This window comes from Kitasatospora sp. NE20-6 (genome assembly GCF_045862635.1).
On the sequence record NZ_BPRL01000063.1, the window covers coordinates 42,828 to 56,597 of the forward strand.

Consider the following 13,770-nt stretch of genomic DNA (forward strand, 5'->3'; position numbering starts at 1 on the left):
GTGGTTCACGTGGTCGTAACGCGTCCGTCGCTCGCGTCACGGCCACGAAACACCGAGCCGCATCGGCCGAAATCAGCCTTCGGCACTCTCCTTCACATCGCCGACACCCCGGGTTGTACGGGACAGGGTCCCGGGTGTGGTGCGGCTTCCATTCACGAGGAGACGCCGATGCCGGACGGCTTCAGCGCGGGCGATACCGCCTTTGTGTTCATCTGTGCGGCCCTGGTCATGTTGATGACCCCGGGCCTGGCCTTCTTCTACGGAGGCATGGTCAGGGTCAAGAGCACACTCAACATGCTGGTCATGAGCTTCATCACGCTCGCGATCGTCAGCGTGCTCTGGATCCTCTACGGCTACAGCCTGGCCTTCGGCCCCGACGCCGGTGCCGGCCTGATCGGCAACCTCGACTTCCTCGGCTTCCGCGGCATCGGGATGAACGACCTCAGCGGCACCATCCCGGTCACCGGGTTCGCGGCCTTCCAGCTGATGTTCGCCATCATCACCCCGGCGCTGATCAGCGGCGCCATCGCGGACCGCGCCAAGTTCACGGCCTGGTCGCTCTTCGTGGGCCTCTGGGTCACCGTCGTCTACTTCCCGGTCGCGCACTGGGTGTTCGCCTTCGACAAGGGCAACGGCGGCTGGCTCGGCGACCGCAACGGCGTCATCGACTTCGCCGGCGGCACCGCGGTCCACATCAACGCGGGTGTCGCGGGTCTCGCCCTCGCCCTCGTGCTCGGCAAGCGCATCGGCTTCAAGAAGGACCCGATGCGTCCGCACAGCCTCCCGCTGGTGATGCTCGGCTCGGGCCTCCTCTGGTTCGGCTGGTTCGGCTTCAACGCCGGCTCGGCGCTCGCCGCCAACGGCCTGGCCGGCATGGCGTTCATGAACACCCAGGTCGCCACCGCCGCCGCGGTCCTCGGCTGGCTCGCCTACGAGAAGATCAAGCACGGCGCCTTCACCACCCTCGGTGCCGCGTCCGGCGCCGTCGCCGGCCTGGTCGCCATCACCCCCGCCTGCGGCTCGGTCTCCCCGCTCGGCGCCATCGCCATCGGCCTCATCGCCGGTGTCGCCTGCGCCGCCGCGATCAGCCTCAAGTACAAGCTCGGCTTCGACGACTCCCTCGACGTGGTCGGCGTGCACCTCGTCGGCGGTGTCATCGGCTCCCTGCTGATCGGCTTCTTCGCCACCGGCCACGTCGGCCAGACCGCCAAGGGCCTCTTCTACGGCGGCGGCTTCGACCAGCTCGGCAAGCAGGCGCTCGGCGTCGTCGCGGTGGCGGTGTACTCCTTCGTCGTCACCTACGTCCTCGGCCTCGCCATCCACAAGACGGTCGGCTTCCGGGTCTCCGAGGACGTCGAGGTCTCCGGCATCGACCAGTCGGAGCACGCCGAGTCCGCCTACGACTTCACCGCCGTCGGCGCGAGCCTGGCCCGCACCGTCACCGCCACCCCCGCCCCCGCCGCCACGAAGGCCGAGGTCGACGCCTGATGAAGCTCATCACCGCAGTCATCAAGCCGCACCGCCTGGACGACGTGAAGGAGGCCCTGCAGGCCTTCGGCGTCCACGGCCTGACCGTCACCGAGGCCAGCGGCTACGGCCGGCAGCGCGGCCACACCGAGGTCTACCGGGGCGCGGAGTACACCGTCGACCTGGTGCCGAAGGTGCGCATCGAGATCCTCGTCGAGGACGAGGAGGCGGAGCAGCTGATCGACGTCGTCGTGAAGGCCGCCCGCACCGGCAAGATCGGCGACGGCAAGGTCTGGTGCGTCCCGGTCGACACGGCGGTGCGCGTCCGCACCGGCGAGCGCGGGCCCGACGCGCTCTAGCATCTGCACCACACGCTCTTGGCGGACCTGCCCACCGGCAGGTCCGCCGGACGCGTATCCGGCACCGCCCGCCCCACGGATGGGATCTGCGACGTGACCACGACCGAAGCCCACCCCTCCGACCCCGCCCGGTCCGACGACCACGGAGCCGCCCGCGCCCGGCTGCTCGCGGAGCCCGGCCTCGGAGGAGCGGCACGCCGGGCCGCCCTGTCCCGTCTCAGCGACCGCTGGCTCACCGGGCTGTACCGGGAGGCGGGCGCCCCCGCCGGCACCGCCCTCGTCGCCGTCGGCGGCTACGGCCGCGGCGAACTCTCGCCCCGCAGCGACCTCGACGTCCTGCTCGTGCACGAGGGCCCCGTGGACCCGCAGCTGCCCGAGCGCATCTGGTACCCCGTCTGGGACTCCGGCGCCGCCCTCGACCACTCGGTGCGCACCCTCGACGAGGCCCGCACCGTCGCCGCCGAGGACCTCAAGGCCCAGCTCGGCCTCCTGGACGCCCGGCACATCGCCGGCGACGCCGCCCTCACCGCCTCCCTGCGCTCCACCCTGCTCGCCGACTGGCGCGCCGGCGCCGCCCGACGGCTGCCCGAACTCCAGCAGCTGTGCGCGGAGCGCGCCGAACGCCACGGCGAGCTCTCCTTCCTCCTGGAACCCGACCTCAAGGAGGCCCGCGGCGGCCTGCGCGACGTCGTCGCCCTCAACGCCATCGCCGCCACCTGGCTCGCCGACGCCCCGCGCGACGGCCTGGACGCCGCCGCCGCCCGCCTCGCCGACGTCCGCGACGCCCTGCACCTCGCCACCGGCCGCGCCACCGAGCGCCTCAGCCTCCAGGACCAGGACCAGGTGGCCGCCGGCCTCGGCGTCCTCGACGCCGACACCCTGCTCCGCCAGGTCTACGAAGCCGCCCGCACCATCACCTACGCCTCCGACGTCACCTGGCGCGCCGTCGACCGGGTGCTCGCCGCCCGCAGCGGCCGCGGTCGGCGGATCTCGCGGATCGCCTTCCCGTTCAGCGGCGTCGGCCGGGGCTCCGGCGCGGTCGCCAAGGGCACCGTCGACCGCCGCCCGCTCGCCGAGGGCGTCGTCGAGCAGGACGGCGAGGCCGTCCTCGCCCAGGGCGCCCGCCCCGCCCAGGACCCGGTGCTGCCGCTGCGCGCCGCCGCCGCGGCCGCCCAGGCCGGGCTCACCGTCTCGTACGCCACCGTGCGGCGCCTCGCCGCCGAGACCCGCCCGCTGCCGGTGCCGTGGCCCGACGAGGCCCGGGAACAGCTCATCACGCTCCTCGGCGCCGGCGAGGCCTGCCTGCCCGTCTGGGAGGCCCTGGAGGCCGAAGGACTGATCACCCGGCTGCTGCCGGACTGGGAGCGGGTGCGGTGCCGCCCCCAGCGCAACGCCGTGCACCGGTGGACGGTCGACCGGCACCTCATCGAGACCGCCGTACGGGCCGCCGCCATGACCCGGCGCGTGGCCCGCCCCGACCTGCTGCTCGTCGCCGCGCTGCTGCACGACATCGGCAAGGGCTGGCCGGGCGACCACTCGGAGGCGGGCGAGGTGATCGTCCGCGACGTCGCCGTGCGGATGGGCTTCGACAAGGACGACACCGACACCCTCGCGCTGCTGGTGCGCCACCACCTGACGCTGGTCGACACCGCCACCCGGCGCGACCCGGACGACCCCGCCACCGTGGACGCCATCACCAAGGTCGTCGGCACCCTCTCCCACCTCGAACTGCTGCACGCCCTCACCGAGGCCGACGCCACCGCCACCGGCCCCGCCGCCTGGAGCACCTGGCGGGCCTCGCTGGTCGCCAACCTGGCAGGGCTCGCCGCCGCCCGCCTCGCCGGCGGCGTCACGTACCCCCCGGCGGGCGACCCCACCGCCGAGGAGGAGCGCCTCGCGGTCGAGGCGGGCCGCACCGGCGCCCCCGCGCTCTCGCTGCTGGCCCAGGCCGAGCAGGGCGAGGGCGGCACGGAGCCGATGGGCGTCGAGCTGACCCTCGCCATCCCGGACCAGCCGGGCCTGCTCGGCACCGTCGCCGGCGTCCTGGCCCTGCACCGGCTGACCGTCCGCTCCGCCGGGCTGCGCGAGCTCGACCCGGTCGGCGCCGGGCCCGTGCTGCTGCTGTCGTGGACCGTCGCCGCCGAGTTCGGCGAGCTGCCGGAGGCGGCCAGGCTCCGCGCGGACCTGCGGCGCGCCCTGGACGGCTCGCTCGACGTCGCCCGCAAACTCGCCGAACGCGACGCCGCGGCACCCAAGCGGCGCGGCATCGCGACCCCGCCGCCGGTGGTGTCGGTCGCCCCGGGGGCGTCCTCCAGCGCCACCATCCTGGAGGTCCGCGCACACGACGCCCCCGGCCTGCTGCACCGCATCGGCCGGGCCCTGGACGCCGCTGGCGTACGGGTGCGCACCGCACACGTCTCCACCCTCGGTGCGGACGCCGTCGACGCGTTCTACGTCACCGACCCGGCCGGCCGGCCGCTGGAGCCCGCGCACGCCCGCGAGGTGGCGAAAGCCGTGCAGGCCGCCCTCGGGTGAGCCCGCACGCCGGGCCCGGGACCGCCGGGCCCGGGCCCCCGCGGTGCTGCTCCCGGCTTCCCGTGCGGCTGCTCCCCGGGCTCCGGGCGGCCGCCGGGCCGGGTCCGGCAGGTCTCCGGGCCGCCGCCGAGGGGCCCCGGACCGGAGTGGAGAAGCCGGGCCGACACCGGGTGGAGACCGTTCGCCGGACGGCCGGATACCCTGGGGGACGACGACCGTAGCCAACCGATGCCGCAAGGGACCCGCGACCGACGTGTTCGACACTCTCTCCGACCGCCTCGCAGCGACGTTCAAGAACCTCCGGGGCAAGGGCCGCCTCAGTGAGGCGGACATCGACGCCACCGCCCGCGAGATCCGCATCGCGCTGCTGGAGGCGGACGTCGCCCTCCCGGTGGTCCGGGCGTTCATCAAGCAGATCAAGGACCGTGCCCTCGGCTCCGAGGTGTCCGGTGCGCTGAACCCGGCCCAGCAGATCATCAAGATCGTCAACGAGGAGCTCATCAGCATCCTCGGCGGCGAGACCCGGCGCCTGCGCTACGCCAAGAGCGGCCCGACCGTGATCATGCTGGCGGGCCTCCAGGGCGCCGGCAAGACCACCCTCGCCGGCAAGCTCGGCCACTGGCTCAAGAGCCAGAAGCACACCCCGCTGCTCGTCGCCTGCGACCTCCAGCGCCCGAACGCCGTCACCCAGCTCGGCGTCGTCGCCGAGCGCGCCGGCGTCGCCTTCTACGGCCCGGAGCCCGGCAACGGCGTCGGCGACCCGGTCAAGGTCGCCCGCGACTCCATCGAGTACGCGAAGCAGAAGCAGTACGACGTCGTCATCGTCGACACCGCGGGCCGCCTCGGCATCGACGCCGAGATGATGCAGCAGGCCGCCGACATCCGTGCCGCGGTCTCCCCGGACGAGGTGCTCTTCGTCGTCGACGCCATGGTCGGCCAGGACGCGGTCACCACCGCGCAGGCCTTCCTCGACGGCGTCGACTTCACCGGTGTCGTGCTCTCCAAGCTCGACGGCGACGCCCGCGGCGGTGCCGCGCTCTCCGTCGCGCACGTGACCGGCCGCCAGATCATGTTCGCCTCCAACGGCGAGAAGGTCGACGAGTTCGACGCCTTCCACCCGGACCGGATGGCCTCGCGCATCCTCGGCATGGGCGACATGCTCTCGCTCATCGAGAAGGCCGAGCAGACCTTCTCCCAGGCCGAGGCCGAGAAGATGGCCGCCAAGCTCCAGGGCGGCGGCAAGGACTTCACCCTCGACGACTTCCTGGCCCAGCTGGAGCAGGTCCAGAAGATGGGCTCGATCTCCAAGCTGCTCGGCATGCTCCCGGGCATGGGCCAGATCCGCGACCAGATCAACAACATCGACGACAAGGACGTCAACCGCGTCGGCGCCATCATCAAGTCGATGACCCCGGCCGAGCGCACCGACCCGAAGCTCATCAACGGCTCGCGCCGCCTGCGCATCGCCAAGGGTTCCGGCGTCCAGGTCGGCGAGGTCAACAACCTGGTCGAGCGGTTCTTCGAGGCCCGCAAGATGATGTCGGCGATGGCCTCCGGCAAGGGCATCCCCGGCATGCCGGGCATCCCCGGGATGGGCGGCGGCAGGAAGTCCGCCAAGAAGGCCCCAGCCGCCAAGGGCAAGCGCAAGTCCGGCAACCCGCTGAAGCGCGCGCAGGAGGAGGCCGCGGCCGCCGAGCGCCGCGCCCTCGGCCCGGCCGCCGGGCAGCAGCCCGCCGCCCCCGGCGGAGCGTTCGGCCTCGGCGCGGGCAAGGGCCCGTCCGACTTCGAGCTCCCCAAGGAGTTCAAGGACCTCCTCTGAGGTCCTCCGGGCCACCGCCCGTGCCCGCCGGCCCGCCGCCCCTCCCGGGGCCGCGGGCCGGCGGCGTTCCGGGCCCCACGGCGTCCTGCGGCACCGTCGGGCGCCCGGCGGCCGCGCGGTGCTTGCAGGCGGCGGTCGTGGATGCGGGCACGCGGCGGTCGGCCGCAGCCCGCATCCGACCCGGGGCCCGGTCGGCGCCGGGCCGTACGCATGACCGATGATGGAGGTGTGCGAGTGACGATCCGGGCGCCCCGGCCCGCGGACACGGGCCCCTACGCAGAAGCCGTCCGCCGGTCCGCCGAGCACATCGGGCGATGGAACCCGGTGGAGCCCGACGGCCTGCCGGAGCTGATCGAGCGCCAAGGCGCGGGGCTGCGCACCTTCCTCATCGAGGACACCGCCACCGGCGGCCTCGTCGGCAAGTGCAACGTCGCCAACATGGTCATGGGCCGGTTCTGCAACGCCGCACTCGGCTACGACTCCTACGTGCCCTTCGCCGGTACCGGCCGGATGACCGAAGGCCTGCGCCTGGTGATCGACCGCTGCTTCGCGCCGCCCGAGCGCGGCGGCCTCGGCCTGCACCGCCTGGAGATCAACGTGCAGCCCGACAACGCCCGCTCCGTCGCGCTGGCCCGGCGCCTCGGGTTCCGCCACGAGGGCTTCACCCCGCGGATGCTGTTCCTCGCCGGCGCCTGGCGCGACCACGAGCGGTTCGCGCTCACCGCGGAGGAGTGGACACCGCTCGACAGCTGAGGCCGGTGCGGTGTCGAGCTTCCGGTTCCCCGGTGGTCCGGGGCCCGGGTTTGGGTCGTGGGCTCGGCCCCGGAGGTCGGCCGACCGGCCGGGGAACCGGTTGCCCGGCCCGCCCGCCCGCCCGGTCGGTGCTGTGGTTGCGGTTGCGGCGGTGCGGCGTCCCGTCAGTGCGGCTGCTCCGCGACGACGTACCGGAAGACGTTGGCCATCCGCACCGAGGCGTCCCGCTGCACGTACGGGTGCAGCGCCTCCTCCAGTTCCTTGGTGACCAGCGCCGGACCCCACTCCTCGATCGCGGCCTCGTACAGGCCGGTCGACAGCATGCCGCGGACGGCGCTGTCCAGGTCGGGGTAGGCGAACGGGCAGCTGACCCGGCCGCTGCCGGCGGCCCGGAGCCCGACCCCGGCGCACAGTTCCTCCAGTGCGCCGGGCGCGCTCAGGGCGAACGGGTCGCACGCCGGGATCCGGCCCGACCGGCGGCGGGCGACGTCCAGGACCGCGGCGCTCTCGCACCGCTCCGGCGGCCCCCAGCCGGCCAGCACCACGTGACCTCCCTGCAGCGTCAGCGCGGCCGCCTCGGCGACCAGACGGGCCGGCTCACCCACGTACGCGAGCTCCTCGAAAACGGTGACCAGCGAATACGCCGAGCGGGCGACGGGCCTCCCCGGACGGTCGACGCCCTCGGCGTCGGACACCCGCAGCCGCCGGCCCTCCGCCAGCTCCCGGAGCTCCGCCTCCGACTCCAACCCGGCGACCTGGGCACCCCGCTCCGCCGCCAGCAGCAGAGCGAGCCCCGAGCGGCACCCGAGGCCGAGCAGGCTCGTCGCCGGCCCGACCTCCAGCCGCTGGTGAACCGCCTGGTAGAGCGGTACGAGCATCCGCTCCTGGATCTCCGCCCAATCGCGCGCCCGACCGCGTGACCCCGCTCCGCCACCCGCGTGCGGGCGCTGCACGGTCGTACCGGTCACCTGCGCTGAAGCCATCGCGGCCTCCCATTCGGTGTGTGCATCCCATGCTCCGGCTCCCCCGGTGGTGCTCCGCCCCGCCTCCCAGCGAACAGCGGCCGGAGCCTGCCGTCCAGAGGTGTGCAGGGAGTGTCCGTGCGCCGAGGCGTGCGCCCCGGCAGTGCGCCGGTGAAACGGATTCACGGTCCACGCCCCGATCCCCGTACCATCTGCCCCATGGCTAAGGCACCCGTTCTCACCCCCCAGGCGGAAGACTTCCCGCGCTGGTACCAGGACCTCATCAACAAGGCCGAGCTGGCCGACAACGGTCCGGTGCGCGGCACCATGGTCATCCGACCGTACGGGTACAGCCTGTGGGAGCGGATGCAGCAGGAGATGGACGCCCGCATCAAGCGGGCGGGTGCCCAGAACGCCTACTTCCCGATGTTCATCCCGCAGTCGTACCTGACGAAGGAGGCGGAGCACGTCGAGGGCTTCGCCCCCGAGCTCGCGGTCGTCACCCACGGCGGCGGCAAGGAGCTGGACGAGCCGGTCGTCGTCCGCCCCACCTCCGAGACGATCATCAACGAGTACTTCTCCAAGTGGGTGCAGAGCCACCGCGACCTGCCCCTGCTGATCAACCAGTGGGCGAACGTCGTCCGGTGGGAGCTCCGCCCCCGCGTCTTCCTGCGCACCACCGAGTTCCTCTGGCAGGAGGGCCACACCGCCCACGCCACCTACGAGGACGCCCGCGCCTACGCCTCGCGCATCCACACCGAGGTCTACGGCGACTTCATGACCAACATCCTCGGCATCGACGTGGTGCTCGGCCGCAAGACCGCCCGCGAGCGGTTCGCCGGCGCCATCAACACCCTCACGCTCGAAGGCATGATGGGCGACGGCAAGGCCCTGCAGATGGGCACCAGCCACGAGCTCGGCCAGAACTTCGCCAAGGCGTTCAACACCACCTACCAGCTGCAGGGCGCCGAGCGCGAGCACGTCTGGCAGACCTCCTGGGGCGTCTCCACGCGCATGGTCGGCGGCCTGATCATGTCGCACGGCGACGACAACGGGCTGCGCGTCCCGCCGCGCCTGGCCGCCGTGCAGGCCGTCGTCCTCGCCATCAAGGGCGACGACGCCGTGCTCGCCAAGGTCCGCGAGATCGGGGCCGAGCTGGAGGCCGCCGGCGTCCGCGTCGTCGTCGACGACCGCACCGACACCCCGTTCGGCCGCCGCGCCGTCGACTGGGAGCTCAAGGGCGTACCGCTGCGCATCGAGGTCGGCCCGCGCGACCTGGAGAACGGCACCGCGATGCTGGTCCGCCGGATCGCCGGCGGCAAGGAGCCCGTCTCCGTCGAGGCGCTCGCCACCCTCGTGCCCGGGATCCTGGAGGAGGACCAGGCGCTGCTGCTCAGCCAGTCCCGCGAGCGCCGCATCGCCCGCACGGTCGACGTCGCCTCGATCGACGAGGCCGTCGAGGCCGCCGCCACCGGCTGGGGCCGCATCTCCTGGGCCGACCTCGGCCCGGCGGGCGAGGCCAAGCTGGCCGAGCAGGGCGTCTCGGTGCGCTGCATCGTCGCCGCCGACGGCTCCGTGCCGGCGACGGACGACCAGGACGGCAACATCGCGATCGTCGCCCGCGCGTACTGAGCCACCCGGCCCGGCCCGGACCGGTCGGACCCGGCTGGAGACCCTGTCGGGTCCGCCGGGTCCGCCGGGGCCGGTTCGGTTCGGCCGGTTCGGTTCGTGGAGGGTGCGCGGGGGAACGGAGAGTTCCGGAGGGGTTCCACGACCCCCGGAACTGACCGGACGACAGGGAATGTTTGCAAGCCCCGAGCGCTTCCCGATGCACTTCCGTTGTATTTCCGCGGTGATTCGGCGGAATGTTAACCCCGGTTTGCATACTGGTTGTTGAGACTACTCGCCGGTCAACTCCCGGCGGTGCTGAACAAGCGGTACGGTGTACGGCCCGTGGCCCTGTCAATTTCGACCGGGGCTGCGGGCCGTCCGCCCGGGGGCGGCGTGCGCGTCCCGGGCGATAGCCGAGAGCCCGCCGAGATTCGACGGGCCCACAGATGCAGGGGGTTGGTCTTGCGTCAGGTCAGAACAACGCAATTCAGGTGCACATGTGCATTCCTGGGAGATCGCTGTGAATTCCCGGTGAACGGGAACTCGCGGAACATCGCCACGCTCTCCCTCGTTGGTCCAGCGTGAGCACGACACAGCCCCTCGTCCTGGCGGCCGAACTGGCCGCCGCCTGGAGCGACATCCAGGCCCACCACCAGGACCTCCCCGACCTCGCCTCTCCCGAGGCCCTGATCGGCGAGTCCTCCTCGGCGTGCGGCACCCGGCTCGGATTCGAGCGCCTGCTGCACGAAGCCGCCCACGGCCTGGCCGCAGCACGGGAGATCCGCGACACCTCCCGGGCCGGGCGCTACCACAACCGGCGCTTCCTGATGCTCGCCTCCGAGCTCGGGCTGGCCCACCCGGTCGAGCCGCACGCCAGCAGCGGCTTCTCCCAGGTGACCATGCTCCAGGAGACCCAGGAGAGATACGCCGACACCATCGAGCGGCTGGAGCACGCCCTCGGCGCGCACCAGCTCGCCGTCACCGGCGAGGGCACCCAGCGTGCCTTCCGCGGTCCGGCGGCCCGGCACGGTTCGTCGGGCGGCGGTGTGCGCGTCAAGGCCGTGTGCGGCTGCGGCCGCAACGTCCGCGTCGTTCCGTCGGTGCTCGCCCAGGCGTCCATCGTCTGCGGTGCCTGCCAGCAGCCGTTCAAGATCGGTTGATGATCACCGGCGGCCCAGCGCCGTCGGTGGTCGTTCGCTGTGCTCGGCTCTACCGGGGGCGGGGGCCCTCGGTCGGGCCGGTCCGCAGTGCGGACCGGTCGGCGGACTCCGTGACGTCCGCCACCCGTGGTCCGTGCAGGTCCACCGCCCGCCGACGCGGCGCGGTGGGGTGGTGACGTGTGTGCGGTGACGTGTGTGTGGTGCCGCGGACGGTGCACGACCGCTGCGGGCCGTGAGGCGGTAGGCCCCTGAGGCGGTAGGCCCGTGATGCCCCGCTCGTGATGCCCGGGCCCTGCCGCCGGGCCGATGGACCGGCTACGTGGAGCAGGGGGCGGTGCGCCCGGACGCCGGTGGGCAGTGGGCCCGGGGCAGGTGGGCCGGGGCGGGCCATGTCGGGCGCTCGGCCGGGCTGTGGCAGAATAGACAGCTGAGTACTCGGCAGCCGAGCAGGACCCCTCTCTCCTACGGCTGGCGTGTCCACTGAACGGCCGGTCGCCGCAACCCCACGTGGTGACAGCGGCCGCTCACCCACGTCAACACCAGGAGAATCCACTCCCGTGGCAGTCAAGATCAAGCTCAAGCGTCTCGGCAAGATTCGCGCCCCGCACTACCGCATCGTCGTCGCGGACTCCCGCACCAAGCGTGACGGTCGCGCCATCGAGGAGATCGGCATCTACCAGCCGACCTACGACCCCTCGAAGATCGAGGTCGACACCGACCGCGCCCAGTACTGGCTGTCCGTCGGCGCCCAGCCGACCGAGCCCGTCCTCGCCATCCTCAAGCTCACCGGTGACTGGCAGAAGTTCAAGGGCCTGCCCGCCCCGGAGCCGCTGAAGGTCGCCGCCCCCAAGGTCGAGGACTTCTCGCACCTCTTCGCGAAGGCCGTCGCGGGCTTCGAGGACAGCACCACCGGTGTTGCCATCACCCCGAAGGCCAAGAAGGCGGACAAGGCCGAGGCTGACGCCGAGGCCCCCTCCACCGAGGCCTGAGCATGATCGAGGAAGCCCTCGATCACCTGGTGAAGGGCATTGTCGAGCACCCCGACGAGGTGCAGGTGCGCGCGCGCAACCTGCGCCGGGGCAACACCATCGAGGTCCGGGTGCACCCCGACGACCTCGGCAAGGTGATCGGCCGCGGAGGCCGTACGGCCCGCGCGCTGCGTACCGTGGTGGGAGCGCTCGGCGGCCGGAACGTCCGGGTCGACCTGGTCGACGTGGACAGCCTTCGCTGACACCAGGCCACCGGACACTCGTCAGGTATTCAGGGGCCGGCCGGGACGCACGTCGTCCCGGCCGGCCCCTGCCGGCGTTTCCGGGCCGTGTTCGGGTGGTTCGCATCGCCCGGCAGCCCGGCAGCCCGGCAGCCCGGCAGCCCGGCAGCCCGGCAGCCCGGATTGTCCGGGCAGTTCGGATCGACCTGACAGTTCGGGCCGTCCGGGCCGGAAGGGGTTCGGTGGTGGGCCGGCAGCGGTCCCCGGCGGCCCTGGTCGCGGCCGCACCGACAGCAGCATGCAGGAGCGCCCGGAGAGGGCGCGCAGGAACAGCGCAGACACACCACACGCGCCCCGCGGCGCGGGAAGACCCAGGAGAACGATCACCGTGCAGCTCGTCGTCGGTCGGATCGGCCGCGCCCACGGCATCAGGGGCGACGTCAGTGTCGAAGTCCGCACCGACGAACCTGAACTCCGGCTCGGGCCGGGCGCCGTCCTGCTCACCGACCCCGCCTCCGCCGGCCCGCTCACCGTCGAGAGCGGCAAGGTGCACAGCGGCCGGCTGCTGCTCCGCTTCGCCGGCGTCAAGGACCGCACGGACGCCGAGGCACTGCGCGGCACGATCCTCATTGCGGAGGTCGACCCGGAGGAGAGCCCCGACGATCCGGACGAGTACTACGACCACCAGCTCATCGGCCTCGACGTGGTGCTGAGCGACGGCACCCTCGTGGGTGAGCTCACCGAGGTCCTGCACCTGCCGTACCAGGACCTGCTGACCGTGACGCGGCCGGACGGCACCGAGGTGCTGGTGCCCTTCGTCGAGCAGATCGTGCCGACGATCGATCTTGAGGAACAGCGGGCCGTGATCACCCCTCCGCCGGGCCTCATCGACGCGGTCGCGTCCGACACGGCAGAGGCAGGGGTAGGGCCGGCGGAGGCCGGGTCCGAGGGCGCTGCGCCGGCGCGCGCGACCGACGACGACCGGCCGGAGAACGGTGCCGGGGCATGAGTGAGATGCGCATCGACATCGTCACGATCTTCCCGGAGTACCTGGAACCGCTGAACGTCTCCCTCGTCGGCAAGGCCAGGGCGCGCGGCCAGCTGGACGTTCACCTGCACGACCTGCGCAGCTGGACCACCGACGTGCACCGGACCGTGGACGACACCCCCTACGGGGGCGGCCCCGGCATGGTGATGAAGCCCGAACCGTGGGGCGCCGCGCTGGACGCAGTGCTCGACGCGGGCCCTGCCGACCACACCCCCACCCTGGTCGTCCCCACCCCGAGCGGGCGTCCGTTCACGCAGGAGCTCGCCCAGGAGCTCGCCGCGTGCCCGTGGCTCGCCTTCGCGCCGGCACGGTACGAGGGCATCGACCGCCGGGTCATCGACGAGGCCGCCGAGCGCATGCCGGTCGTCGAGGCCTCCATCGGCGACTACGTCCTCGCCGGTGGCGAGGTCGCCGTCCTGGTCATGGTCGAGGCCATCGCCCGGCTCCTGCCGGGCGTGCTCGGCAACGCCGAGTCCCACCGGGACGACTCCTTTGCCCCCGGTGCGATGGCGGACCTGCTCGAAGGCCCCGTCTACACCAAGCCCGCCGAGTGGCGTGGCCGTGTCGTTCCCGACATCCTGCTCAGCGGCCACCACGGCAAGATCGCGCGCTGGCGACGTGAGCAGGCCTTCGCCCGCACCCTCGCCAACCGGCCGGACCTCGTCACCCGCTGGAAGGCCGCGTCCTTCGACAAGAAGGAGCGTGAGGCGCTCAACCTGCTCGGCCTGGTCTGGGACGAGCCGCTCGGCCGATTTCGGCCGACCGGCGATGCTGTGGAACAATAGGCGACTGTTGTCTGTCGCTGGACGTTCCTTCGGGCTCGTCGTGGACCGATGCACCCGCCGC

Annotated in this window: 12 protein-coding genes; 11 read left to right on the plus strand and 1 reads right to left on the minus strand. The window is 72.8% G+C overall.

The window, feature by feature from the left end; all coding sequences use genetic code 11:
- The first annotated feature begins 168 nt into the window (after positions 1-168).
- The 5 genes from amt (at position 169) to SNE206_RS32120 (ending at position 6,933) form a co-directional block, all read left to right on the plus strand.
- Positions 169-1,488, plus strand: coding sequence for an ammonium transporter (gene amt, locus SNE206_RS32100; RefSeq protein WP_407917052.1), 1,320 nt, complete (start codon positions 169-171; stop codon positions 1,486-1,488).
- On the plus strand, positions 1,488-1,826 hold the full coding sequence (locus SNE206_RS32105; RefSeq protein WP_407917053.1) for a P-II family nitrogen regulator: 339 nt from the start codon (positions 1,488-1,490) through the stop codon (positions 1,824-1,826). Before amt ends, SNE206_RS32105 begins: the two co-directional genes overlap by 1 nt.
- Before the next feature lie 93 nt (positions 1,827-1,919).
- Entirely contained in the window at positions 1,920-4,361 is a 2,442-nt protein-coding gene (locus SNE206_RS32110; RefSeq protein ID WP_407917054.1) for a [protein-PII] uridylyltransferase, read from the plus strand.
- Between the two features lie 253 nt (positions 4,362-4,614).
- Complete coding sequence (gene ffh, locus SNE206_RS32115) at positions 4,615-6,180, plus strand: signal recognition particle protein (RefSeq protein WP_407917055.1); 1,566 nt, start codon at positions 4,615-4,617, stop codon at positions 6,178-6,180.
- Positions 6,181-6,390: 210 nt separating this feature from the next.
- Positions 6,391-6,933, plus strand: a complete 543-nt coding sequence (locus tag SNE206_RS32120) for a GNAT family N-acetyltransferase (protein ID WP_407917056.1) — start codon at positions 6,391-6,393, stop codon at positions 6,931-6,933.
- A gap of 164 nt (positions 6,934-7,097) precedes the next feature.
- On the opposite strand, the gene SNE206_RS32125 is transcribed toward SNE206_RS32120, so the two are convergent.
- Complete coding sequence (locus SNE206_RS32125; RefSeq protein ID WP_407917057.1) at positions 7,098-7,916, minus strand: class I SAM-dependent methyltransferase; 819 nt, start codon at positions 7,914-7,916, stop codon at positions 7,098-7,100.
- A gap of 198 nt (positions 7,917-8,114) precedes the next feature.
- Here SNE206_RS32125 and proS point away from each other — a divergent pair, with 198 nt between their 5' ends.
- The 6 genes from proS to trmD all read left to right on the plus strand — a co-directional run bounded on the left by proS (position 8,115) and on the right by trmD (position 13,709).
- The gene (gene proS, locus SNE206_RS32130) at positions 8,115-9,527 is read left to right on the plus strand and encodes a proline--tRNA ligase (RefSeq protein ID WP_407917058.1); all 1,413 of its coding nucleotides are present in this window, start codon (positions 8,115-8,117) and stop codon (positions 9,525-9,527) included.
- 560 nt (positions 9,528-10,087) lie between these two features.
- Complete coding sequence (locus SNE206_RS32135) at positions 10,088-10,666, plus strand: hypothetical protein (RefSeq protein WP_407917059.1); 579 nt, start codon at positions 10,088-10,090, stop codon at positions 10,664-10,666.
- A gap of 557 nt (positions 10,667-11,223) precedes the next feature.
- On the plus strand, positions 11,224-11,655 hold the full coding sequence (rpsP, locus tag SNE206_RS32140) for a 30S ribosomal protein S16 (protein WP_405011420.1): 432 nt from the start codon (positions 11,224-11,226) through the stop codon (positions 11,653-11,655).
- A gap of 2 nt (positions 11,656-11,657) precedes the next feature.
- Positions 11,658-11,897 (plus strand): RNA-binding protein, encoded by a 240-nt coding sequence (locus SNE206_RS32145; RefSeq protein ID WP_405011419.1) that lies wholly within the window; start codon positions 11,658-11,660, stop codon positions 11,895-11,897.
- A 367-nt stretch (positions 11,898-12,264) separates the two neighbouring features.
- Entirely contained in the window at positions 12,265-12,885 is a 621-nt protein-coding gene (rimM, locus tag SNE206_RS32150; RefSeq protein ID WP_407917060.1) for a ribosome maturation factor RimM, read from the plus strand.
- Between the two features lie 5 nt (positions 12,886-12,890).
- A complete protein-coding gene (gene trmD, locus SNE206_RS32155) occupies positions 12,891-13,709 on the plus strand; it encodes a tRNA (guanosine(37)-N1)-methyltransferase TrmD (RefSeq protein ID WP_407917075.1) in 819 nt (272 codons plus the stop codon).
- Positions 13,710-13,770: the final 61 nt, after the last annotated feature.